The following is a 24,509-nucleotide window of genomic DNA, read 5'->3' as shown; positions in this document are numbered from 1 at the left end:
CATATCCAAAAAACAATCAGACTAAAGAACAAACACAGATAACGCAGTGTGGGCCTAAAAAAGAACCAGGAACCTCTTAGTAGTTTTCGAAAAACTGCTTGTGGGGCATGGTTCTGTCCATTTCCAGACCACAATCACGCCCGATGCAGTAAATCTTATTGGCCGAGGTTGTGACATACAAATTATCCCCGCCATTGATGCTGACAGGCGTTCCCAGCATGCCGGTTTTCTGAACTGCGACCGGAAGTGGATTCACGCTGTCTGAAAGGCCCGCAGGTATATCACGACCCCAGCAGTAAATATTAAGTGCTGAATCCAGAATCCCACAGGCAAAACGTTCAAATGATTTCACCATCAGTGGAGCCGCCGGCGTCAACAAGCCCCCGACAGAAACCGGCACCGGAGAATTAGACACCACTGCCGTGTTGTTTCCTAAATTACCGTAATACCCTTCACCCCAACAATGGGTGACGTTATCCGTAGTGATCCCGCAGAAAGTTTCATCATCGCCGTGAATATCCTTGAATAAGGTCGATCCAACCATACCCGACTTATCCAATGCCGCCGGAGTGTATACCGAAAACATACTGCTGTGACCCAGGCGACTGTAGACCGAGTTACCCCAGCAATAAACTTCCCCGTCGGTCAGAAGACCACAGGCATGATACTGACCGACTGAAATCTTTTTGAAAGTTTTGGCACCCGCAATCCCCGTGACAGTTATAGGGTGGGGCTTGTAGCGTATCATTGCCGACCCGTTACCCATGACGGGGTTATAAAGTCCGGAAGAAAATGAGGATCCCCCCCAGCAGTACCCGACCCCGTCTGTCGCCACACCACAGGCAACCATTTCTCCTATTTCCACATCAGCAAAAGTCGTCGCACCCGTCATAGAACTTGTATCGACAGCCTTCAGAGTAACCTGTTCGACTATCGCGCCTCCCTGCCCCACAACGGCGCCAAATCCCATGCAATGCAAAATGTCATCATTGTTGATTCCGCAAATCGCCCCGCGATTCAGGGTCAGCATTTTAAACTTAGTGCTGCCGCTCATCGTGGAAGTATCCAAAAGTCGTGGAGCTAAATCTCCATTCTCTGTTCCCGGTGAACCACTTCCCAAAGCATAGGCCGTCCCATCGGAAGAACGCAGCACCAAACCGCGCCCGCCCGAATACTGGGTGACGGCGGACCAATACTGTCCAGACGGCAGAACAGAGGTGTCAACCTCCACCGGCATAAAGGCCTCGGTATCCCTGAAGAAAGCTTCATTGTAAGGACTTCCCCAGCAGTATAATTCATCACCGGTACTGCCTGCACACGTGCGGCCTTCATGCATGTAAACTTCGCGATAATGCTGTCCTGACGGAAGCATGGATGAATCAACCAGAGTCGGAACAAAAATCACGTCGGAACTGCCATTCCCGGACAGGTAATGCCAGTTGGCGCCAAAACAATAAATCTTCCCCGCCGAAGAGGTTGCGCAAGTCCCGTCATGACTGGCCGTCACGGCCTGGAACTTTTCTGATCCGCTTAACATGGAACTATCAACAAGCACCGGAATCGCGCTGTTGTCGCCCGTGCCATCCCCCAATTGACCGTATGAATTGCTGCCCCAGCAGTAAATCAACCCCTCCACAGTCACACCGCAAGTGTGTTTTTCCCCTGACGCCAAATGGATAAATTTGGGCTCACTGGAAAGTGCGCTCCAATCAGGCAAGACGGGCGTCGCTGAATCAGTATAACCGCCCTCTCCCAGCTGCCCCTGATCGTTGACTCCCCAGCAGAAAATACGACCATGTTCCGTCAGGCCACAGGCAAAATCATATCCCACCGACACCTGTACAACTCGCGCAGCCGACTGCGCAAGGCCTGTCCAATCAATCTTTGTCAGCAGGCCCGTGGTCGCAGATGAGACCTTGCCGGCACAGTACAAATCCCCGGCGATGGAAATCGCACACAAGGATTCATGCGCCAGAGCGAAATCAATTAATCGCGCCTCGCCGGTCACATTCGTCATCAAAACCGGAGTCGGCAACAGAACTTCAATGATACCAGCGCCAATACCCAGCTCATCTTCATAGTTGTCACCCCAGCAGTACAGTTGGCCGTCTTTCGACAAAGCACAGGAACTATAGCTGGCACCGGAGGCCTTCACAAACTCACCAGAACCACCAACAAGAGAAGCATCCACCGTGCGCCCCGTATACCAGGACCCGGAACTGCTGTCGCCAATGCCCGTCTGCCCTCCATAGTAATACCCCTGACACCGCAGCGCCTTGTCTTGATCGACATAGCATAAATGTTCTTCCCCCAGAGCGACACGGGATTGCTTGGCGGCACCAGTGCTAAAAGACTCTTCTGAACGCGTAAGGGAGTTTGTCGTCCCATCCTGAAATTGCACGACTCCGGGTGGCAACTCCAGAACCACCGTACCGGCTTGGGCCGACACCGAGACGAACACGTCAAATTCCAGTGCCGAGCTTGTGGGTTCAATAACAATCACGACCCCTTCAGCCGAACCACCCCGCAGGAAATCAGCAGCCGTCAGGGATTCAGGACGAATGGGTTGTTGAGAAATCAGTTTGTACTTTTTAAAACTGTCCAAAGGCGAAACAGAAAAAGAGCTGACCTGTTCTACGATGCGAATATCCTGGGTGGAGGAGAAAAAACCTTCCTTCACCAGCGAGGCGGACAACGTGCAGCCGAGCTGTAAACATGAAAAAAACAGCAGTAAAACACGAGCTAAATACGTCCAAAGTGTGCCCATACTCATATTTCGGTAATTAGCACTATAAACTGGATTTATTTTGTGAGTTTGAACTCATTTTCTGAGGCTCGATGGGGGCCCTCGAATGAAGTGACTCAGAATGGAGCGACAGGATTACTTTTTCTTAAACAATGCTTCTGCCGCAGCTCTGAGCGCTGCTTTTTTGTCTTCCGCAGAGTTAGCCCCTTTGCGAGGCGTGAAGTAATCGCAGAAGTTGGCGCGGTCTTTTTCGCGGACCACGTCGGCTTGAGTTTCGCGGCACTCATTATAGACCTTGGGATCATAGTACTCACAGTTTTTACAAACATGAACGTCTGCGCGACAGTGCGGGCACTCATCGCGACGGCCGACATTCCCGGGGAATGTCAGCTCTTTGTTGCAGCTAAAACAGTGAAGCGATGTCGCCATCTATTTGCTCGGTTTGCGGGACAGATCGTGGAAAGCTTCAATAGTACGGATAGTGCCTGTTTGAGAACGCATCACCACGGAATGACTTTTTGCTTTGCCATCCGGAAGGAAGCGAACACCCTTCAGGAAAGGACCATCTGTCACACCCGTTGCCACAAACATCACGGAACCCGAAGCCAGTTCATCCACGGTGAATTTCTTGTCCAGATCTTTCAGACCCATACGAGTGGCGCGAGCACGCTCTTCATCGTTGCGGAATTTCAGGCGCCCCTGGAAGTCTCCCCCCAGGCACTGCATCGCCGCTGCTGAAATCACACCCTCTGGCGCCCCACCGACCCCCATCAAAAGATCGATACCAGAATCCGGCCAGGCCGCGCCCACCGCCGCGGAAACGTCACCGTCCCCGATCAGGTGAATACGTGCGCCGGTTCTGCGAACTTCAGCAATCAAAGCCTCATGACGAGGGCGGTTCAGAATTACAACCGTCAGGTCATTCACCGCTTTATCCAAAGCTTTGGCCACCGCGTGAATATTTTCAGTCGCAGATTTATCAATGTCGATCACACCTTTGGCCGCAGGGCCACAGGCGATTTTATCCATGTAAGTGTCCGGAGCATGCAGGAACTTTCCTTTTTCCGCGACAGCAATCACGGAAATGGAGCCCACTCCACCTGTTGCACAGATCGTTGTGCCTTCCAACGGATCCAAGGCAATGTCCAACGCCGGTGCATCACCGGAATTGGTGCCGACTTTTTCACCGATATAAAGCATGGGAGCTTCATCGCGCTCGCCCTCACCGATAACCACGGTGCCATCCATATTGATGATGTCGAAAGCTTTTCTCATGGCGTCCACGGCAGCAGCGTCAGCGGGTTTTTCCTCGCCACGACCCACCCAGCGGGCGGATGCCAGAGCAGCTGCTTCGGTCACACGTACGAATTCTAAAGCCAGGTTTCGATCCATGCTTCTTTCTCCAATTCTTTATTCACAATGGCTTTCATATCTGCCGGGAATCTTAGTAGTTTTAAATCCAACCCCAGTGGGACGTGAACTGTCTTTGCAACAGAACACACATCACGGCCACGCCCAAGCAGACGGTACTGAAACACCAGTCTGTTGCCTTCGGTGCGCGCCTGCACTTCGATCTCGAGGTCATCCCCAAAGAACGTCGGTTTCACATGTTTTACTTGAGTCTCATAGACCGCAAAATGACTCGCCGAACCCGGTTTTTGGTAATCCAACAACCCGTGAGCATGTGCCCAGGCCACACGGGCTTCCTCATAAAATCTGAGGTAATTGCTATGGTGAACAATTCCCATAAGATCTGTTTCGTAAAACTGCACTTTGTGACGATGAATAAACATTGATTCTTTCTAGTCTAAATTGCTACCTTTAGTCCAGCGCGAAGCGATTGGAGTGTTTGTGGCAGTTACAGAATTTCAGAAGAATCTTCCAACAAGAATCACCTTAAGCCGGGTGTTCTTTGTGCCTGTTATTGTGGCACTGATGTGGCCCAACACTCTGGGCTGGAATGTCGCTGCTGCCTGCTTTTTCATTCTGGCCTCTATCACCGATTACTATGACGGCTACTATGCCCGCAAATACAACGCCGTCAGCAATTTCGGCAAATTCATGGACCCGATCGCTGATAAGATCCTGGTCACCAGCGTTCTGGCGATGTTGCTGGCTCAGGGCAAAATCGACGCCTGGATGGTGATCATTATCCTGGCCCGGGACAACTTTATCGGGGGTATCCGCTCTGTTGCTGCGGCAGATCAAATCATTATCGCGGCCAAACCAGCCGGCAAATGGAAGACCGCTATGCAAATGGTGGCCATCCCTATTGTAATTATTGGAAACCTGGAACCCCATATCCCTTATTTGGACAAAATTGGGTACGGAGTCTTGTGGGTGAGCGTCATTTTGAGTATAACAAGCGGAGTTGAGTACTATTTAGGCTATCTTAAAAGTCGTAAAGACTAACGGACACTTATGCTTTTGCAGCTGACCCCAAGTAATTGGTTTTTTATATTCCTGGCTTTGCTTTTATGCAGCTGGGTGAAGCTGTCGTCCGGTAAGCCGCAAAGCCCGATCCAATTCGCCAGCGCCACAATCATCTCGGCGATCCGATAAAAAAGCCCTCTTCACGAGGGCTTTTTTGTTTTAGTGAGCATCCACCACCGTATTGGTTTTATTCTTAAAACGGATCAGCGCCAGCGGGATGAAAGCCGTCGCAAAAATAATCATCATCAGGAACATCAGTTGGCGGAAGCTCAACATGAACACCTGATTCTGAATGCGCCCATAAAGACTTTTCAGCGCCGCTTCGTTCCCCGTAGCCATCCCCAGACCTTCACTCATTTTAGAGCCCAGGGTATTGGCTGCCCCGTAATAAGCGCTTTGAGTGTTGGCATTCAACAGGGACACCTTCGAAGTCAGATCCAAATAGTTTTGATGACTGTTTTTGTTCAGCATCGTGCCGATCAAAGCAATCCCGACGCTGCCCCCGATTTGACGGGACAGATTCAGCAACCCCGACACCTGCCCCATCTCAACCCCCTTAAACTGACTTAAGATGCTTGAGTTGATCGGCACAAACAAGAAGGCCATGCCGAAACCGCGGATAAAGAGCATGCGTAAAATCTCGCCTTCTGAAGAAAGCGGCGAAAGCAAAGTCATCGTGTACAGACACACTTCCAAGGACAACAACCCCACAAAGATCAGCTTTCTTGGATCCACCCCTTGCACCATGGCCCGACCGATAAACGGCATCAACGCCGCCGTCAGAATCGAACCCGGAATGAACAGCACCCCGATCTGGGTTGCATCATAGTGAAGAGTTCTGGAAACAAACACCGGCAGGATAAAGACCACGCCATAAAGGAAGAAGCCGATCATACCCATCAGGAACACACCATTGCTGACCAAGGGCTGCAGAAACAGGCGCACATTGATGATCGGATTTTTCACGCGCAATTCCCACCATACAAACAGGGGCAATGCGACTGCTGCAATGACGGCGTTGAGCAAGATAATATTCGAAGCAAACCAGTCATCAGCCTCACCGCGCTCAAGAACATACTGCAAACAGCCAATGCCCAGCACCAGGAACGTCAGACCCCAGATGTCGAGCTCTGATTTGTGATTTTCTTTCCCCGGTTCTTTTTCACGATCAAAGATGACCAGGCTTCCGATGAACAGCGCCAGCAATCCCAAGGGCAGATTGATGTTGAAAATGGATCTCCAGCCGAAAGTGTCCGTCAGATAACCACCCAGCACCGGACCCAAAGCAGGACCAATCATTACACTCATCCCGAAGATCGCTCCGGCGATCCCGGCTTTTTCTTTCGGGAACTGTTCATAGATCAGGGTTTGCGACGTTGGCAGCAGGGCCCCGCCCGCAAGCCCCTGAAGAATACGGAACACGGTCAGCGTTTCCAGATTGGGCGCCAGACCGCAGGCAACCGAGGTCAGGGTGAAAAGAGCGATACACCCCAGAAAGTACACCCGGCGACCAATGCGCTCGCCCAGCCACGCCGATACGGGAAGGATGATGGCATTGGCGATGGCGTAACCGGTGATGACCATACTGATGTCTTCAAGGGTTGCCCCCAGATTTCCCATCATCGACGACAGCGCCACATTCACGATGGACGCATCGACGATTTCAAGCAGCGAAGCCATCACGGCCACCACGATAATCAGTACGGATTCTCTTTTCATATAGCCCTCTAACCGGAGGATTTAGTGCTTATGCACTTTCACGAATGCAGAAAGTCCCGCTTTCAGAGCTTCCACTTGTTCTGCGGTGACATTTTCAAAACGGATCTTCACCGGCACACGCTGCACCACTTTGGTAAAGTTCCCAGTGGCATTATCCGGGGGAAGCAATGTGAACGTCGCGCCGGTTGCAGAACTGATGGATTCCACCACTCCGACAAAACTGTGGCCCGAAATCGCATCCACATCGATATTTACTTTCTTACCTGGAACAACACCTTCAATTTCAGTTTCCTTGAAGTTCGCCGTCACCCAGCGTTCGCCCGCGTCGACAAAGCCGACCAAAGGAACACCCGGGGAGGCCAGCTGCCCCACTTCAGCGGCGCGCTTGGCGATAAAACCATCCGACGGAGCAAGAATTTTAGTGTTTTGGAAATTCAGTTCCGCCTGAGCCACTTGAGCACTGACAGCCTCGTACTTGGCTTTAACTTCCGCCAAAGATGTCGTCGTTGCATCAAACTGCTGTTGAGAAACCACACCTTTAGAGAACAATTCAGAAATACGGCGCAGATTTTTGTCCGCGTCTCTTTTCTTCGCTTCTAAAGACGCCAGCTCGCCTTTGATCTGACGCAGGTGATTTTGATAATCGCGGTCGTCGATCTCGATCAGCACATCGCCTTTTTTGACTTTCATGCCTTCATTAATATGAACCGCGTTGATATAGCCGCCCACTTTGGCGGCGATCATCACCGAGTGCGCTTCGACCTGCGCGTTGTCAGTCGCAACGTACATCATGTGTTCATACAGAAAGTATCCCGCAACCAGCACCGCCACAGTTCCGAAACCTGCCAATAATTTTTTCTTTTTATCCATTGTCCTGATCCTTAATTAAAATTAACCAATTGCTGACCGGTGCTAAGCTCCAGATTGACGATCGCTTCGATCGCCCCGACCTGAGCATTCACCGCCCCCGCGCGAGCACGGTAAAGTTCGGCCTCGGCATCCAACACATCCGTATTGGTGCGGGCCCCGACTTTCTGACCTTCACGGGCCAGACGAACGCTTTCCTCTGATTTGGAAATATCGTTCAAACGGGCTTCATAGACTTTGCAGTAATAAAGAAATTTCTTTTTCCACATGTCGAAGTCGCGCTGACTTTTCAGCTCGGCCTGACGCACGGTCTTTTCGGCCTGGTATTTTTGTTCAATGCTTTGCTTGGAACGGGAAATCGAGGTCATTCCGTCGAACAAATTCCAATTCAGCATCACACCGAACTGGTAGGCATCACGGAACTGATCGAAATCATCAAAGCGGTCATTGCGATTGTTGTAGTACTGATACTGACCAATTAAAGAAATGCGCGGCACCCAGTATTTTTCCGCAGAGTCCTCTTGGTGCTTAAATCCTTCGGCGCGCTGACGCAAAGCCTGCAGATCCTTGCGATCTTCCAGGGTTGCTTTATCAAGTTTTGCCACAACCTCCGGACTCAAGCGCGGCAGAATCCCATCGACCTCTGGCACATCCTGATCCATTCCCAGCGACTCACTTAAGCGTCCGCGGGAAAGTTCGACGTTATCCGTGGCATTTAAAAGTTCGGATTGAGCCTCGCTCATCTGAACTTCGACGCGCAGAACATCGTAATTGGTCGAAGAGCCTACTTTTTTAAACAGACGCACGTCTTTCAGATGATCTTCCAGGGCACGCACGTTTTGTTCAGCCACGGTTTTCAGTTCTTTGGCCGCCAGTGCCTTATAGAACAGCACTGTCACTTCGCGCTGGACCTGAAAACGGGTCCAGTCAAAGTCGCTCTTGGCGGATTCATTAAAAGCATCCGCACTCAGGTACCGGTTCGTACTGGCGAAGCCATCAAAGACCGACCATTGAGCCGTCAAATAGGCATTGGTCGTCGGGACCACCTGCGGAATCGCCAAAGGCACATTATTAAGATTTACATCCACCAGGGCGTACTTCTTATCAAACAGGTAACTGGCCTGAGCCGACAGCGTGGGCAGAAATCCGGAATAGGACTCTGTCTTTTTCCAGCCGGTTTCGCGGTATTGGGATTCGGATTTTTGCACTTTCGGAGAGTTGTTCAGAGCTTCATTCAAGGCATCCTGCAGATGCAGACCCGCCGCCTGAGAATGGAGAGAGCCCCCCAGCAGCGCACCAACAACAAGAACTTTGCCGTAGTATTTCAATGTGATCATAAGCCACCTAATCTTTATTGGTTGTACGCCCAAATGGTTTGCGTTGCAAACGGTTTGTGTTACGATCTATCAAACAGGAGGTCTTCTTTGAAAAAATCATCCGCAACCCCTTCCAGCTGCGATGCCACCTCGTTCAATCCTGTTCTAAAGGCCTTCTTTGGGTACTGTCTCAATAAGTGTGCACTTAGATACAAGGACATGATGGGACGCGCCCTGCTTCAACATAAGATTGTCGGTCCTCAACTGGGAATTATGAAGCTTCTTCAAGTTCAAGGGCCTAAGAGTCAAATCGTCCTGGGGCAGGAAATGTATATAGACAAAGCCTCCATGGTAAAGTTCATCGATGGACTGGAAAAATTGAAATATGTACGTCGGATACCCGGCGCGGAGGACCGCCGCATCAAGGTCATTGAATTGACCCCGAAAGGGGCGAAGGACCTTGACACCATCGCCAAAACGCAAAGACAGGTGGAAGACGAATTCCTTTCGCCCCTGTCCAAAAAAGACAAAGACCTGCTGAAAGAAATCCTGCCAAAACTTCTTACTTAAGAAGGAGTTCTTCATGAACAACGATCAAATCAGATTTTTGGAAATGGCCGTGAATCTTGCCGCAGAAAACCTGCAAGAACACCATGGCCGTCCTTTTGGAGCCGTGCTGGTTAAAAACAATGAAGTCATCGCCACCGGAGTGAATCAGATCCTGCTGACACAAGATCCCACCTCTCACGCCGAACTTTCTGCCATTCGGGCCGCAAGTCAGGTGCTGGAAAGCCCGCGTTTGGATGGCTGCGTGATTTATGCCAGCGGCCAACCCTGCCCGATGTGCCTGGCAGCGATGCATATGACCGGCATCAAGGAAGTGTATTACGCGCTTTCAAACGACGATGGCGAAGCCGTGGGACTTTCCACGGCACGCATCTATGAACAAATGCAAAAAGCCCTTCCCGAACAATCCATCAAGATCACCCACACCCCGCTGGTCGGCGCCAGGGACCGACTTTACGAAGGCTGGAAAAGGCTGCAGCAAAAAACTTAAGGTGCGTAAGCTTCCGGAGGAAGTTCTCGCGCACTTTTTCCGGAGCCCGGCAGCTTGTCGGCAATCACGTCAATCTGCTCGATGCGGGGCTCGGCCGCAAACAAATCAGGCGACTGCGCAAACAAGGCTTCAGCCACCTTTCCCGCCAAGTGCGCTTTTCGCCCCGATTCATCCGGAAACGCATCAAAAATCCCGAGCTCGTGAGAATTCAATCTTAAGGCGAACCATGCCGTGGTTTCTGGTTCATCTTCCACCAGCGCCAGACCATTTTTTAGAAATCTTTCCACCTCAGCCTCTTTCCCGGGCTTGGCCTCAAAGCGAACCAACAGTGCACACTGAACCATAAAAACCTCTCTTGTTGCCTTTGAGTACATGCCATTTTTCTGCGAACACCAAGAGACAAGAATTCCCTCTGTCAGCTCTCAGACAAACTTCGCGGCCAGACTCAAACCTTGGACCTGTGATCCAGGCAAAAATACAAATTGGAACTTGTTAATTGGTTACTATTGAAAGCAAACTAAGAATATGAAAACACTCATCATGATTGCCACCCTGATTCTTGTTGCAGGCTGCTCCAGTCAGCCAAAAGCCACTCCATCTGCTGAAGCCGAGCTGCCTAAAGCATCCCCGCCTCCGGGCGGCGGGACACGCTTGTACGAAGGTGCGGCCCCAACGGCCATTGAAGCTTCCCCTTCCAAAGCAGCCCCGGTGGTCAGCGAAAAAAGAAGCTGTGATACCCCGCTGGGAACAATCCCGGACGGCGGCAAAGCCACAGGCTGGCTGAAACCTTCCGTTCCTGCGGATGAAATCTGCATTTCCGACACTTTGACTTGCAAAGACGGCACATGGTCTGGTCAGGCCATTTACCCAACCTGCAAAAAAGAAAAAGCCAAGTAGTTCATCTATCAGGCGCGGCGCCGATGCAGCGCCTGATACACCACCAGTACAAAAATCACAATACCCACACCGACATAGTAAACCTGCTCTTCAAAATTAAATAAAAAGAACAAAGCAATCCCCGCTGCCAAAACCGGCAGCACTGGCCATCCGGCGACGGATCCCGGAACCCGAAACGGTCTTTTTCGTTTGGGCTCTTTTCGACGCAGGTATATGACAGCCGCATTGACGACAATAAAAACCACAATCGTCACAAATGAAGAAACGCTGGCGATAATTTCAATTTTCTTCAGTGGCAAAAACAACAAAGCCAAGGCAAACACCAAAAGTGACGCCAGCCATGGACTTTGCCGCTTGGGTAAGATCGCTGCAAACATTTTTGGCAAATCCCGGCCCCGCGCCATCCCCAGACCGATCCGGCTGGCCGCCAACAGGGCGATCATGACTGTGTTGGCTGTAGCAAACAGAGCGATACCTCCCAGCATTTTAGCAGCTTCCGGGGAATGCTTAAGCAGAGCTTCACTTAGCACCGCATCTGAACTTTGCAAATCTTCCGGATTCATCAACGCCAGCGCCGCCAGACTGACCGCCACATAGACTGCCGTCGTTAACACCAGACTGATTAAGATGGCGCGAGGAATATTCTTTTCAGGCTCTTTGGCCTCTTCTGCCAAGTTCACCATATTCTCAAATCCCAGATACGCAAAAAAGATCAGCGAGGCTCCAGTCGCCACCCCCCAGGAAAGCGGAGCCGAAAGCGCTTTGCCAAATTCCGGCTGTTTGAATCCCATATAGACAAAAATCACCAAACCCGACAACTCCACCAGCGTGAATGCAATATTCATCCAGCCCGATTCGCGCACCCCCCAGATATTCACCAAGGTAAAAAGCGCCAGCACCGCCATAGCCACCAAGGCTTCCGGTGCTTTGAAAAAATCCTGCAGATACGCGGCAAAAGAAAGTGCCACAGTTGATGCCGTGCAAATCGCCGCGAAGATCATCAAACAGCCGCACAAAAAAGAAAGGATCTTTTTTTGCGGAAAGATCTCTTTCATATAAACATATTCAGCGCCTGCCTTGGGAAAAAGAGTCGAAAGCTCCGCATAAGAAAGCGCCGTCAATAGCGCCGCCACCGCCGCCAGCAAAAAGCTAAGCCACAATCCTTCATGCGCGACTCCGGCCGCCTTGCCAATCACCGAATAAACACCCGCCCCCAGGATCATACCCGTGGCATAAAAGATCAGCATTATCAGGCCCAGGGACTTTTGCACTAGTATCCCTCTTCAATTTCCTGTTTCACACTCATAACCAGACGGTCTTTATTGTAAATGTATTCGGTCGGGTATAAAGCGCCCCTATCAGTTCGCAGTGAAGCCAGTATGCGGGCATAAAGCTCTGCCGCATGCAGCCCCTGATCGGCCACCTTTTTAAACTTTGCCCGCACCTTGGAGCTGCGTTTGTTGATATTCAGATAAATAATATCCATGCGCAGTTCCACTTCATGGGCCACACATGGAAGATCCACCGGCACCCCGCACTTGCTGTCCGCCGGAACAAAATCCGTCACCTCTTCAGTGATATCAGCAATATTGCCCGCCGGATTGGCTGCCAGATTTTCCAGGCGGCTGGAGACATACAGAATTTTATTGGCATAATAATCTTCACGCTGCTTCTTGTTTTTCAGATACGTGTGGGTTTGCGCTGCCCCATTGGAGTAGGCCATATAAGCTGTTTTATAGCCATTCAGATCCGACACCAAAAGCAACTTGTCGATTTCAGTGATCTGGCCGGAATTAAAAAGTCCGTCCACCAGCAGGATCATCTTCTGATGAGCCTGCGCCAAAACCAGGTCTGCCTCTTTCGGAGTGGCGGCAAATATCTGAAGACTGAAAAGAAGAACGCCGAGGGTTGTTGAAAGGAAAAAACCGTGCGCCATAGGTCACCTCTTTTACCCTCAGTTTAGTGACATTATTTTCAGACGGTAGCTTCGAGGTGAAAATACAAGAGCTGCTAAAAATCCTGCAGACCCAGAATTTCTTTGCAGGTCTCCATCTGGCGGTCAATTTCGACCAGAGCCTTTTCAAGCTTTAACATCTCACGATCATCCAGATCCGCTTCCATCGCCGCCAGCACAATCGGATGCTTTTTTAGCCACTGGCCCTGTCGGGAAGCGTAGTTTTCAGGCACACCCGATCGCAACGCCGCCATCCGGGCGTCGCGGTCCTTGAAAAACTCGACAATAAATTTCAGCGTCTCCAGGGTCAGAATTTTTCTGTGAGCCTTCAGACGTGACGAAAAACCCACTTGCCTGATACGCATGGTCGTCCCCTCTTTCGACCCACAGCTTCTCACCTCACGCAGATGGACGCAAGCCCTCTGACGGAATCTTGCGCACCGGATGGGTGAATATCTCCACATCCTCTTCCAGCGCATCATCGATCATGGTTTTGTAGCGCTCTTTCAGTGCCGTCATCTGTTCTGCGATCTCCACCGCCTCGGCATCCGAGAAATGCTTTTTCGCGGCTTTGAATATCTCCCCTTCCTCTTCTTCGACGTGATGATCGACCAGCTCACTCAGAACGGTCAACTTGGCCTTCCACGAAGGTTCACTCGCACCAAGACGTGACAGCTCATTCAGCAGCAGGGCAATGACATGATGTTCTTCCTGACCCTCCCAACTGAGCTCTTCGGATTTTTCATCACGCGCCAGAGCTTTCAGGGGTTGATAAAACACCTCTTCCTCGGACTTGGCATGAGCAGTCAGCTCAGTGCGAATCTTGTAAAACACTTTTTCCGCCTCAAACAGGTTGCCATCATCCAAAGCGCCTTGCGCTTGTTCGAACATTTTTTTCACTTCCCGGTGGTCCTTTTTCAGAAGTTCGTAAATCTGCATGGAGTCCCCCTTTGTATCCCCTGATTTTACGAAAGGCCCCGCGTAAAGGTGCTTAAAATACCGAATACTTTTAAACAACAGCGTCCCACCCAGCCTATTGTCGCTGCTGTTGTGAGATCATACATTTTGAACTTTTCCACGAAGAAAGAAAAACTGATCCCAGGAGGTTCTATGAAGCAGCCCAAGGTCATCATTGTGGGCGCTGGGGCCGCGGGTCTGAGCTGCGCCCGGGAACTAAGACAACAGAATATCCCCTTTGTGATTCTGGAAGCGCGGGACCGGGTCGGAGGACGCGCCTGGAGTCATCCATCAGCGTCACCGCTGATCGAATACGGTGCTGAATTCATTCATGGCGCACACAAAGAGATCTTTGACCTGCTGACACCTCAAGGGGGTTCGTTTATCGAGGTCACCGACCATCGGCACCAGATCCATAAAAAACGCATTCTCGAAAAGCCCCGGTTCTGGGAAGAAATGGACAAAGTTTCATCGCACCTGAGAAAAGAAAGAAAACGCGACCGGACCGGCCAGGAATTTATCAACAGCCACACCTTTGAATCCCCCTTTCAAAAACAAAATTTCATTTCTTATGTAGAAGGCTTTTTGGCGGCGGATCTGAATTTCGTTGGTGAAAAATATCTGGCCGAATCAGAACAGGTCGACGAACCGCAGCTGAAGGAAAAAACCGAGTTCCGTCCCCAGCAGGGATATTCTTTCATTATCGAGAACTTGAAAAAACAGGCTGTGCAAGAATCCTCGAGTTTACTTCTGGGTCGCGTGGTGCAGAAATTATGTCACACTCCTGAGAGCATCGAGATTCACGGATATCATCGACTTTCCAAAAGACGCTTCAAATTGCAGGCACCGATCGTGGTCATCACCCTGCCCTTGGGTGTTGTTAAAAAACTGGTCGTGGATCCTCCACTTCCGTCGTTGCAAAAGGCCCTGGACGTCCTTCACTGTGGTCACATCCAGCGCATCACTTTTGAATTTAAAACTCGTTTTTGGGAAAACCTGACCGACCGGGGCGCAGGATTTCTGCACGCGGATCCCCGGATTGATTTCCCCACCTGGTGGACTCAACTGCCCGTACACAACAACCTTCTGGTCGCATGGCAAGGCGGCCCCCGCGCTTACGAAATGAGTTTTTGGAAAGAATCCGGACGTGTTGCCGCAGCTCTGAAGTCCCTGGCGTTTATCACCCGCCGAACCAGCACGTTCATAAACGCCCAATACAGCCGCCACTTTACCCACAACTGGTCAGCGGACCCGTTCAGCCTGGGAGCCTATTCCTACATTGGCCTGCAAAAAGAAAACACCCCGCACAGCCTGCACCTGCCATTCGCACAAAAGATCATCATTGCCGGAGAGGCCACGGCTCGCCCGGCAGATCAGGGCACTGTGCACGGAGCCCTGCAAAGCGGTCAACGGGCCGCCAGACAGGCCATTGAACTGCTTTCAGTGCCAGTCCGTGTTATGCCCACTGCTCCAGGACGGCGGATCACTGGCCGGGAAGGAATCCTCTGAAGAAGTGTCGACTTCCTGCTGTTCTCGTAAAAACCCTGTATTGTCCCGGTTTGATTTTTTATATCTGTTGTAGAAATAGAGACCTACGGCCGCGCCTCCGAACACCCCTAACAAGGCGGTCAGCGGAAAACGTCGTGAGGTTTGAGAAATATTTGACGAAAGCTCTTCCATAACACCTCCATAACAAAAGAGAGGCCTTAACGCCCCTCTTTTGCAAATATCACAAGTTCATCACTCTTCCATTTCCTCATCGCGTGAGTATCTTTCTGTGGTTGAGCGAGAGCTTCTGTTGTCACCTTCTGTATGGGAAGGCTGCTGTGTTCTTTCGGTTCTTTCAGCGGGTTTACTGGCAGGTTGTTTTACACTGCTGTTTTTATCCGCATTTCTTTCGTTAAAGTTTTTATTGGTAGCCATAAAGACCTCCCTTTGAACCTACCCTATGATAAGCCCCGGGAGGCCTGATGGTACTGGACCCCTGTGCAAAAGCAGCGATATCGAAAGTCCAGTGTCCAGAAAATAAAAAAGCCCGCTGCATTAGCGGGCTTGTTCACGGCCACAGTCTACGGCCTAAGTGGGCCTAGTCTAAATGTGCCAGGCATTCTAGAACGGATGGTCCGAACAGTTTCACTTTAAGAGATTCAATAAATCCCATCATGGAAGCCTCCTTTTTTCGTAATTGCTTCTTGAAGGCAATATACCCAAAGGGCCCGTTAACAGCGAGTGCATAGTCGGAATCCAGATATGCGTATTTTGCATGACTGAAAACCAATTAAAAAGGCGCTGGGACTTCCCCGGCGCCTTAATTAAAGCCATCCTTGTATTTGAAAGGACTACTGCTTACCGATCATGCACTGGGCATTAACCGCTTTTTTATTCACCAATACGGTCTGAACAAATTTACCGTTTTTATCAGTGTAGGATTTGTAGCCTACGGACTGATCACCGGAAATACCCCAGAACTCGATGATCTCAAGATCGAAATCTGTATAGTACTCGCCCGCTTTATAGAAGATGTAAGAACCATTGGCATCAGCTTGGAAAGCATCAATGCCAGAACCCGCCGCTGCCACAAAACCTGTCACCTTGCGACCTTCAACAATCAGGTTTGCAGTAATCTGAGTGTCAGCACCAACACAGTCCACTTGCATAACAGCGGCTTGCGCAGTTGCAGACAAAGACAACAAAGAAACAAAAGCAGTCAGAAGCATTTTCACAGGAAAACCTTTCGTTAAAATTTCCAATTCTCTCTTCACGCCAAAAACTATACGAACTAAAAAAGCCGGGCTCAATAGATGCCGCAGCTCTGAAAAGCGCAATATAGGCGGAAATTCGCGGAACGATCAGGTCCGATTTTTGGAAGATGGCAAAGTCTCTTGGCTTGGAGCAGACTCTTTTAGCATTGCAAATACGGCATTCTGGAAGCACACAAGGGAATCCCCAACCTCGGAGTCAAACTCTGCGATAAACTCGCGCTGAAAGGCCCGCAGGCGGGCAATAGCATCGGGCAGACGCGAAGACTCCATGCGGATGAAGTTTGTCGAATACTGACGGGACTCTTTGGGAACCAAATCAAAGGACCGATCCAGCAGTCCCAGCACTTCCTGGTGCATGGATTTGGGATCCGGCTTTTCCGGAACCCCGGGCTCTAAAACCAGAACCTCTGAAGACTTCATTCCCAGAATCGGCGCCAGCATCTCGGCCAGGCTTTCGGCATCTTCAAAGCGAGGCATGCGCAGACCTTCGCGCACGATATAGCGGGCCAGCGAGTTCTTCTTATCCCCGTCGAGATGGTTCAGCACCATGATACGAAGTGTGCTGCTTTCGATGGATTTTTCGTATTTCACCAGATTGGCGAAGTGATTCTTTTCAAGCTCAGAGAACTCGAAGTACTGGCACATGGTATCCAGCAGCTTGTCGCCGATATGTCTTTTGCGATTCAGGATCATCGACAGAGCGGATGGATAGGAAAGACCCAGATGACGAGTCCACACGGACAGACTCCAGCCTGCGCGGTTTTCACTGCGCCAACTGTTATAGTCCGCCAGAAAGGCGCGATAATCCTTGTAGTTCAGAATATCAGACTTATTCATCGTGGGACCCTTATACCTCAAGGCCCCACCAACCGTTCACAGGTTTAGTGAACGTTCACAAGGGCAGTGAAAGGTTTTCATGGAGCACCGCTTGTCCTGGAAAATTATCTATGTCAAACATCTCGACATCAAAACAAAAGGAGTTTTTATGAAACTGATGATCGCTATGCTTATGATGTTGCCGACTTTGGCTACTGCTGCCACTGAAATCGTTTACAACAGCTCTTCCAACCCGTACATCCCAGCTCGTGGCTATGTTACAGCTCAGCAAATCTGCCTGAACGCCGGCAAAGATTCTTTCAAAATCTTCGTGGCTCAGCACACTGTTGAAACCTGCGATTCTGTAAAAACAGACTACTCTGATTCCACTCGCCCTAAAAAAGTATGCGTGGGCCGTAAAATGGTGACTGTTCCTGCGACAACAAAAACCGTTTCTGCTTTCACAAAAAAAGAAGTTTGCCAAAAATGGAACCGCAATGACTCTGCATACCCACGTTGCGTAAGCTCTGTTATGAAAGACACTATGTTCTCCACTTCCTACACTCAGTACAAATATGAGCAGGCTGACTGGAGACGTGAGCGTCCGATCTCTGCTGTGAACAAATACATCGAAACTTGCAAATAAGACCCTTTGCTGGATTCGAATCCAAAAGGCGCTGGCTGGAAGTCAGCGCCTTTTTTATTTTCCCCATTGCCGCTTTTGCCGTCTTTACGTAGTATGTCGCCATGACATCTGAACTGCCTGAAGTAAAAATCACCGACACCGTTATTGGAACCGGCCAGACCGCCAGCAAAGGCGCTTTGGTGTTTTGCCACTATGAAGGCTTTCTGGAAGACGGAACCAAGTTTGACTCAAGCTATGACCACGGCCGCCCATTTGAATTTGTGGTGGGATCCAAAAAAGTGATCGCCGGCTGGAGTCTTGGATTTTTAGGCATGAAGGAAGGCGGAAAGCGCACGATCTATGTGCCCGCCCACCTGGCCTATGGCGAGCGCCAAATCGGGCAGTTTATCAAACCCCACTCCAACCTGATTTTTCACGTTGAACTGATCGAAGCCCGCCCGCGCGAGTAAGACCCTTACTCGCTATTGAATGGGCACAGTCAAAGGGAAGAACTGGATATTCAGATTATAGACCTCGGAGGGCTCGCCTTCTTCAGCCAGCAAGGTCAGGCGCTGACGGAACTTTTTGATCAGCGCTTTGACTTCGGTCATTTTATCGGGATTAAAAGCCATGGTGATCGCAGAATAGTCCCGGCGGTCTGTCGTTGTCACTTTCAGCACCTCTATAGCTTTGTTCATATCAGATACGTGGGCCTGCACCAGGGCATGACTTGGAATATCAGAGGATGTCCCCAGGCTTGCCACCGTGCGCACAAAGGTGGCCCCTTGCATCTTGATAAAACCAAGATTCATCAACAAATCCAGACTGTGCTGCACTTTTTCCACCGGTATCGCCAGTCGCTGGCTGATCCATTTTTCGCTGGATTGAAATTGCGGGATGCGCATCAGATTTAAAATCGCAAAGTGCTCCCAGCTGGAAATCAGCTCCAACTGCTGTTCGGTCAATCGTTTTTGCACACCGAATTTGCGCGAGCGCGTGGCGATCATGGAATAAACCTGATTGCGCTCTTCCACACCCAGCTCAAGCCCCAGAACAATTTTACTGGCGTAAAATTCACTCAAAGGTCTTTTACCATGCATAAGTTCATTCAAACAGCCTGGAGATATTGCTACTTTTTTTGCCAGGGACCGGAAAGAAAAACGTGGATTTCGTTTTTGAATTTCATCGAGTTTGCTTTTCAAAAAATTACCGAACGGATTCGACATACATCTCCAAAAAAATCTTGAGAAATTCTTCAACTTTTTTGGGTGCACTGGCAAGACTTATATAATCGTTTAGTTCCTCGCATCCCTCAGAGGGAACACATCTTTTCATTCAACGATGCTCACGGAACAAAACTACAGTTTGTATTCAGCAACACCCTTCAAACCATTTTGTTTGTAGATGAAGAACAGGGAATTTCGGCCCGGAGAATAGTTTACCGCCCCTTCGCACACAAAAGTCGTGTTCGGCAGAGGCAGCGCTGTTTCCTGATTGCTGTTATTCAAATCATATTTATATAGAAGCCCATTACTTGCGCACGCATAGATGTTGTTTTTGGATAAACCGACATTACGATCGGAATCAAAACCGATGATCGTGCGATTCACCTTAACAAGATCTGCGCCCATGATGCCCGCCCCGGCAAAGTCCACCAGAACGAAACGACCGTTCCCATCCCCATCATGGGACATCCACTTGCCCGTCGCGACATCATACTTGCCCTGGTGTTTGGCGTTGTTACGATATCCCATAGGAATACAGCTGCCTTTCAAAGTCGTACCTTCAGCACAAAACACGTTTGTCGCCACTGTGTTCGCCGGTGGGTTTGCGATCACGGTGCGCGACTTGTCCGTCAGGTTCACGATGGACAAAGAAGGATTTATATGACCCAAAGTTTGACTGTAATGGAAAGTATAAAGAAGAATATGACCATTCCCCAACCCGGAAGGAGCCGGTCCATAACCGAATCCTGAGTTTGTCAGATCTTCCCACAATCCCGTGGCACGCACGATACGGCTCAGCATCCCACCAGATCGCGGGTAGTAAATATCCCCGGTGGCAGCATCCACATTGAAACGATGCGGCTGACTGTCAGCGGTGGTGTTCATTGTGGTTGTCGCCGCGACATCACCATTGGCAGCACCGGTGGAAACCTGTGCTCCGGCCACGGTTGTCAGACCCACACCTTCCTGGAACTGACGGATGCGGCTATTACCCAAGTCGAAGACATAGAAATCGCGGATGCCGTTATGAACGTATTCTTTAACGTCCGTAATATCAGCAAAACGCGCCAAGGCCGGCTGAATTCCATCCGGAGATCCCAGCGGATCCCCCGCAAGATTGCGAATCTTTGAATCAGCATCAATGGTGCGCACTGTGCGATTCTTGGCATCCACATAGAAAATCTGACCTTGAGAATTGAACGAAAGACTGCTGACCGCAATCGCACATTTGTCCTGATCCGTTCCTTCATCACAGGTCCCGTGCACATTCTTTCCGTACAGGGTGGTCCACTTCAGGGTCGTTGTATCAAATTTATAAACGGCCTTGGACGACGAGGCGCTACTTGAAGCCGCCGCAATCAAGTCACCGTTTTTATTGTTATAGAAGTTACTGTACTCACGACGCCCTTGTGCTGAAGGAACGATCCAATCCGGCGCTGGCAGCATGGCATCGCCAGTCGCTGGATCCACCTGAGCATACCCTTTCCATTCCGCCGTTGAACCGAATGGACAGTTTCCGGTCAGACCTGTTGATTCCACTTTCCATAACAGACGTTCGATTTCACCCGTTGGTTTGAAGGCCACCGCATAATCCTGCCACGCACACAAAGCCACGTTTTGCGAAGCACTGAAGGTATTTCCTGTCCCTTTCATTTGAATGGCAGAAATCACGCCGGTTGCAGCCGTGTACTTGCGAAGCTTTCCATTAGTACCATCAGTACGGAAGACGATATCCCCGTTCGGAGAAATAAACATGCGACCAATATTATTCGGCGCCAGGAAGTTCGTGGCCACGGCCACAGAATCCGCCCCATCGGTCCCGCCGCCAATAATGGTGGAAATTGGCAGATTGGCCAATTTGGTATTCACACGACGAACGCGCTTGCCATCCACAATCAGCAGATTGTTGTTGTTATCAACATAAATGCCCGTCAGGGTTGTGAAGGTGGCACTGGCAAGCGCCCCGCCATCCCCGCTGGTGGTTCCGGTCTTTTTGGCAATCACCTCGTACACCCCGGTGGCCTGATTCACCCAAGTCAAACCGCGGGTGTCGATCAGGAACATGCGCCCATCATCAAGCACCGCAATGCCGTTTGTGGATTCAGGCTGCAGAATAGCTGATTTCGCACTGGCGCCCAACCCCAGATCCGTGCTTCCGGCAACAAAACGCACCGCCCCCGCATTCATCGAGTTACTGACGCTGACACTGATAAATCCTTTGGTATCGGTGATTTCCACGCGCGTTTTAAAGTACGTTCCTTGCGGCGCCGGCAAAACAGCACAACCTGTAAATCCGCCCGTCAGTGCACAAGCACCATTGGCAGCATTCGCCAGCGCTGAAGCCGGACCGCCTGAATAGGTAAGGTCATCAACAGAATAGGAGATCTTCACAGGAGCAGATCCCAGACCCGAGGTGCTGGAAACTTTCCATTTCACATAAATGCTTTGCCCAGCCCCGACCATAAGATCCGTGCTGCTTAAAGGCACCGAAGGGGTGTCGGTCGATGACACCTGCAGATTTTCAATCAATGGCGGCGTCGGAGAATTGTAAGTCACAACACCCGAATTACCGCCAGCTGGGGAAATATTTCCGACCTCGTCCATAAACCATACATGCACATTGTAAGAACCCGAAGCCAGACCCACGTTATGATAGATGTCTGACGTGGAAATACTTTGTGCCGGAGTCACACCATAACTTGCCAGATTAACCCAGCAACCATCCGACACCAAAGGCTGAACGCTGGTGTTTTTTGTACAAACCTTCAGGACCCTGGAAAGAACATCCGTAACACTTGCCGCAATAGCAATATTGTTATTGGAGCTTTGCCCGTCCCCGCTATTCACCGTCACGCTGCCCACAACAGGCCCCAGACTGTCGATCAAGAAATCGCTGGAAGTCACTGCAGTGTGGTTTCCTGCTGCATCTGTGAAGGACACCCGAACTTGGGCATGTGTCGTATTAAGGACCGGAACCGTCAGGCTGGACGCGGTGTAAGCCACGGCACTGTTCACTCCTGCCGTAGCTGCCTTACTGCCCCACGCCGACCAACTGCTGCCGTCAAAGATATCGATCTGGAAATTAGATCCCGCAGGCGCGGTATATTCTGTCATAGTCCATGACAGACCTGTGGCATCGCCGCCTTTTTTCGCAGCCACAGTCCCCAGACTGATTTGCGGCGCTGTTGTGTCTTTCAAAACTGTGCGAGACGCCGTGGCTGTATTTCCAGACACATCTGTTTGACTGACCACGATTGCAACCGGACCATCCGTCAAAGAATGTAAATCCAAAGACACTGTCCAGGCACCGGCAGTACACGTTGTCGCCGCGGCAACTGCGCCTGACAGACTCACAGCACGCCCCTCTTCAGAACAACTGCCGGCAAATGTAAAATTAGCCACGCTGGCAGCAGGGATTACCTGATTGTTGGCAGCTGGCGTTGTTACGGTCAAAACTGGAATTGATGTATCCAGGCTCCAGGAATGCGTTATAAACGCCCCGACATTTCCCGCAGAATCGAAAGCTCTGACGGCAAATGAGTGCGCGGCATCACCCAGCGCGCCCGTAGAAAACGGACTGGAACAAGCAGCAACAGCACCACTGTTCACGCGGCACTCAAATCCAGTGACAACTCCACCCCCGGTATCAGCAGCAGAAAATTCAAAGGACGTGGGATTTTCATTGGAATGAACCGCCGGAACTTTCGTCCAACTTACAACCGGCGCCTCAATATCAATCTTCCACAAATGACGAGAAACTATAGACGTATTGCCTGCCCCATCCACCGCATAGACGTCAAAGGTTTTTGCCCCTGCAGCCAAAGCCGCATAGGACACTCCCGGCACGCAAGAAGCATAGCTTGCCGAATCCACAGAACAGAAATAGCCAGCAATCGTGTCAGATCCACCCGTGTCACTGCCCAGGAAATCAAAAGTGGCAGAAGTCGAGTTCGTCAGAACATTTGGAACTGAAGTCAAATTCAACGTTGGGGCGATAATATCAACCACCCAGGAATAAGCCACGGGCAAAGATTCATGCCCGACCTTGTCTATAGCCCGCGCCGTCAGAGTGCGCGCCCCTGAAGTCACCGCCATACTCACCATCGCGGGACACTCAGAATAAAGAACTCCGTCCTGGCTGCATTCAAATCTCAAAATCCCTGAACCGACCCCATCATCACCATGCAGACCAAAAACACCAATCAAAGAATTAGACATTAAAGCTGGAACAGAAGTCATAGTCAGGACCGGAGCTGTCAGGTCCACCTTCCATTCATGCTGGACCGCCACAGAGACATTTCCGGATTTATCAGCAGCTCGCACGGCAAACGCGTAAGCGCCTTCATCCAAATCAGAATAGACAACCGGACTTTCACAGCGCGCCCAAAGCTCTGAATTCAAACGGCATTCGAAATAGCTGACAACACCTGAATCATCAGTGGCTGAAAACTCCACAGAAAAATCTGTTTCCGCCACCGAGGCCGGCGCCGAAGCGATCTTCACCAGCGGCGATAGAACATCCACACGAGGACGGCTGCCTGAAGACGACTCGGCCTTTGCGGAAACAGCCTCAGTTGAAATACCCGCCCCCGCCGTCACTTCGGCAGATCTGGACTCTTCATCTTCGTCATCATCTTTCCTGGATTTTAAGCTCCCTGCTGTCGAACGCGCCACCACGTTACTGCTGCGAGAACCACCAGCACTGGAAGAGTTCATGGCGTAAGACGACAAGTCCTGACCATCAGAAGAACTATACCCTTGAGAATTTAAACTGGATTCTTGCGGTGGAGCCGGAGCCTCCACCTCCCGATAACCAAGATCGCTGGATGCAGAACCTGAATCCGGACGGTTGCTACGCTGCTGATAAAAATGGGACCCATGGGATCGGTTTTCTTTTTGATAATTTGACGGCGCTGTCCCGCCTTGAGACATCACAACGGATGCCGGGGCTCTTTGCTTTTGTTCAGACTGGACTTGAACTGATGATACAGGCTTAGTCGCCACAAAGTGAGCAACAACAGCAACCGAAGCTACGGGAATACCGTACTTCAGAGAGGCTAACACCAGATTACGTGCCAGATTAAAACCGATCATGTTTCTTTTTTCGGATGAAACACGAGTCTTCTTAGCTAAA

At 50.5% G+C, this 24,509-nt stretch carries 24 protein-coding genes; 7 read left to right on the top strand and 17 right to left on the bottom strand.

The window, feature by feature from the left end; genetic code table 11:
• Positions 1–76: 76 nt before the first annotated feature.
• From BDT_RS09530 to BDT_RS09515, 4 genes are all read right to left on the bottom strand, one after another.
• A complete protein-coding gene (locus BDT_RS09530; protein ID WP_015091028.1) occupies positions 77–2,695 on the bottom strand; it encodes an RCC1 domain-containing protein in 2,619 nt (872 codons plus the stop codon).
• Between the two features lie 186 nt (positions 2,696–2,881).
• The gene (locus BDT_RS09525) at positions 2,882–3,175 is read right to left on the bottom strand and encodes a hypothetical protein (RefSeq protein ID WP_015091027.1); all 294 of its coding nucleotides are present in this window, start codon (positions 3,173–3,175) and stop codon (positions 2,882–2,884) included.
• Entirely contained in the window at positions 3,176–4,138 is a 963-nt protein-coding gene (gene glpX / locus BDT_RS09520) for a class II fructose-bisphosphatase (protein ID WP_041577561.1), read from the bottom strand. It abuts the gene before it with no gap.
• Positions 4,117–4,539 carry an acyl-CoA thioesterase gene (locus BDT_RS09515; RefSeq protein WP_015091025.1) on the bottom strand — a complete coding sequence of 141 codons (423 nt, stop codon included), beginning with the start codon at positions 4,537–4,539 and terminating at the stop codon, positions 4,117–4,119. Before BDT_RS09515 ends, glpX begins: the two co-directional genes overlap by 22 nt.
• A gap of 58 nt (positions 4,540–4,597) precedes the next feature.
• Between BDT_RS09515 and pgsA the strand changes: the two genes are divergently transcribed.
• The gene (gene pgsA / locus BDT_RS09510) at positions 4,598–5,158 is read left to right on the top strand and encodes a CDP-diacylglycerol--glycerol-3-phosphate 3-phosphatidyltransferase (protein WP_011164370.1); all 561 of its coding nucleotides are present in this window, start codon (positions 4,598–4,600) and stop codon (positions 5,156–5,158) included.
• Positions 5,159–5,338: 180 nt separating this feature from the next.
• Here the strand turns inward: pgsA and BDT_RS09505 are convergent, their stop codons facing one another.
• From BDT_RS09505 to BDT_RS09495, 3 genes are read right to left on the bottom strand one after another with little or no spacing between them, the layout of a single operon-like run.
• Positions 5,339–6,898 carry a DHA2 family efflux MFS transporter permease subunit gene (locus tag BDT_RS09505; RefSeq protein ID WP_015091023.1) on the bottom strand — a complete coding sequence of 520 codons (1,560 nt, stop codon included), beginning with the start codon at positions 6,896–6,898 and terminating at the stop codon, positions 5,339–5,341.
• Positions 6,899–6,919: 21 nt separating this feature from the next.
• On the bottom strand, positions 6,920–7,768 hold the full coding sequence (locus tag BDT_RS09500) for an HlyD family secretion protein (RefSeq protein ID WP_015091022.1): 849 nt from the start codon (positions 7,766–7,768) through the stop codon (positions 6,920–6,922).
• 11 nt (positions 7,769–7,779) lie between these two features.
• The gene (locus BDT_RS09495) at positions 7,780–9,102 is read right to left on the bottom strand and encodes a TolC family protein (RefSeq protein WP_015091021.1); all 1,323 of its coding nucleotides are present in this window, start codon (positions 9,100–9,102) and stop codon (positions 7,780–7,782) included.
• An 87-nt stretch (positions 9,103–9,189) separates the two neighbouring features.
• On the opposite strand from BDT_RS09495, the gene BDT_RS19085 reads away from it, so the two are divergent.
• Positions 9,190–9,651 (top strand): MarR family winged helix-turn-helix transcriptional regulator, encoded by a 462-nt coding sequence (locus tag BDT_RS19085; protein WP_158320234.1) that lies wholly within the window; start codon positions 9,190–9,192, stop codon positions 9,649–9,651.
• A 13-nt stretch (positions 9,652–9,664) separates the two neighbouring features.
• Positions 9,665–10,138, top strand: coding sequence for a nucleoside deaminase (locus BDT_RS09485; protein ID WP_015091019.1), 474 nt, complete (start codon positions 9,665–9,667; stop codon positions 10,136–10,138).
• On the opposite strand, the gene BDT_RS09480 is transcribed toward BDT_RS09485, so the two are convergent.
• A complete protein-coding gene (locus tag BDT_RS09480) occupies positions 10,135–10,482 on the bottom strand; it encodes a putative quinol monooxygenase (protein ID WP_015091018.1) in 348 nt (115 codons plus the stop codon). The two genes, BDT_RS09485 and BDT_RS09480, sit on opposite strands and share 4 nt — an antisense overlap.
• A gap of 181 nt (positions 10,483–10,663) precedes the next feature.
• Between BDT_RS09480 and BDT_RS09475 the strand changes: the two genes are divergently transcribed.
• Positions 10,664–11,035: a hypothetical protein gene (locus BDT_RS09475; protein WP_015091017.1), complete on the top strand. Its 372-nt coding sequence runs from the start codon at positions 10,664–10,666 to the stop codon at positions 11,033–11,035.
• An 8-nt stretch (positions 11,036–11,043) separates the two neighbouring features.
• Here BDT_RS09475 and BDT_RS09470 read toward each other — a convergent pair whose 3' ends face one another.
• From BDT_RS09470 to BDT_RS09455, 4 genes are all read right to left on the bottom strand, one after another.
• Positions 11,044–12,306 carry an APC family permease gene (locus BDT_RS09470; protein WP_015091016.1) on the bottom strand — a complete coding sequence of 421 codons (1,263 nt, stop codon included), beginning with the start codon at positions 12,304–12,306 and terminating at the stop codon, positions 11,044–11,046.
• Positions 12,306–12,971, bottom strand: a complete 666-nt coding sequence (locus BDT_RS09465) for a hypothetical protein (protein ID WP_015091015.1) — start codon at positions 12,969–12,971, stop codon at positions 12,306–12,308. Before BDT_RS09465 ends, BDT_RS09470 begins: the two co-directional genes overlap by 1 nt.
• Before the next feature lie 74 nt (positions 12,972–13,045).
• Positions 13,046–13,354 carry a hypothetical protein gene (locus tag BDT_RS09460; RefSeq protein ID WP_041577556.1) on the bottom strand — a complete coding sequence of 103 codons (309 nt, stop codon included), beginning with the start codon at positions 13,352–13,354 and terminating at the stop codon, positions 13,046–13,048.
• Positions 13,355–13,388: 34 nt separating this feature from the next.
• Entirely contained in the window at positions 13,389–13,928 is a 540-nt protein-coding gene (locus BDT_RS09455) for a hemerythrin domain-containing protein (protein ID WP_015091013.1), read from the bottom strand.
• 171 nt (positions 13,929–14,099) lie between these two features.
• On the opposite strand from BDT_RS09455, the gene BDT_RS09450 reads away from it, so the two are divergent.
• Positions 14,100–15,455: a flavin monoamine oxidase family protein gene (locus BDT_RS09450; protein WP_041577554.1), complete on the top strand. Its 1,356-nt coding sequence runs from the start codon at positions 14,100–14,102 to the stop codon at positions 15,453–15,455.
• Positions 15,456–15,686: 231 nt separating this feature from the next.
• On the opposite strand, the gene BDT_RS09445 is transcribed toward BDT_RS09450, so the two are convergent.
• From BDT_RS09445 to BDT_RS09430, 3 genes are all read right to left on the bottom strand, one after another.
• On the bottom strand, positions 15,687–15,869 hold the full coding sequence (locus BDT_RS09445; RefSeq protein WP_041577552.1) for a hypothetical protein: 183 nt from the start codon (positions 15,867–15,869) through the stop codon (positions 15,687–15,689).
• A gap of 416 nt (positions 15,870–16,285) precedes the next feature.
• Positions 16,286–16,663 (bottom strand): hypothetical protein, encoded by a 378-nt coding sequence (locus BDT_RS09435; protein WP_041578318.1) that lies wholly within the window; start codon positions 16,661–16,663, stop codon positions 16,286–16,288.
• Positions 16,664–16,795: 132 nt separating this feature from the next.
• Complete coding sequence (locus BDT_RS09430; RefSeq protein ID WP_015091010.1) at positions 16,796–17,545, bottom strand: hypothetical protein; 750 nt, start codon at positions 17,543–17,545, stop codon at positions 16,796–16,798.
• A 148-nt stretch (positions 17,546–17,693) separates the two neighbouring features.
• Between BDT_RS09430 and BDT_RS09425 the strand changes: the two genes are divergently transcribed.
• Together BDT_RS09425 and BDT_RS09420 are read left to right on the top strand one after the other, a co-directional pair.
• The gene (locus BDT_RS09425) at positions 17,694–18,170 is read left to right on the top strand and encodes a hypothetical protein (RefSeq protein ID WP_235046329.1); all 477 of its coding nucleotides are present in this window, start codon (positions 17,694–17,696) and stop codon (positions 18,168–18,170) included.
• 101 nt (positions 18,171–18,271) lie between these two features.
• Positions 18,272–18,619, top strand: coding sequence for an FKBP-type peptidyl-prolyl cis-trans isomerase (locus BDT_RS09420; protein ID WP_015091008.1), 348 nt, complete (start codon positions 18,272–18,274; stop codon positions 18,617–18,619).
• Positions 18,620–18,631: 12 nt separating this feature from the next.
• Here BDT_RS09420 and BDT_RS09415 read toward each other — a convergent pair whose 3' ends face one another.
• Positions 18,632–19,375: a DUF4423 domain-containing protein gene (locus BDT_RS09415; RefSeq protein ID WP_015091007.1), complete on the bottom strand. Its 744-nt coding sequence runs from the start codon at positions 19,373–19,375 to the stop codon at positions 18,632–18,634.
• A 132-nt stretch (positions 19,376–19,507) separates the two neighbouring features.
• Positions 19,508–24,469, bottom strand: coding sequence for a hypothetical protein (locus BDT_RS09410; RefSeq protein WP_041577548.1), 4,962 nt, complete (start codon positions 24,467–24,469; stop codon positions 19,508–19,510).
• Positions 24,470–24,509: the final 40 nt, after the last annotated feature.

Origin of the sequence: Bdellovibrio bacteriovorus str. Tiberius, assembly GCF_000317895.1 — a bacterium.
GTDB lineage: Bacteria > Bdellovibrionota > Bdellovibrionia > Bdellovibrionales > Bdellovibrionaceae > Bdellovibrio > Bdellovibrio bacteriovorus_F.
Note: the sequence above shows the minus strand (reverse complement) of the source record. Positions and strands in the feature narration are given on the sequence as shown.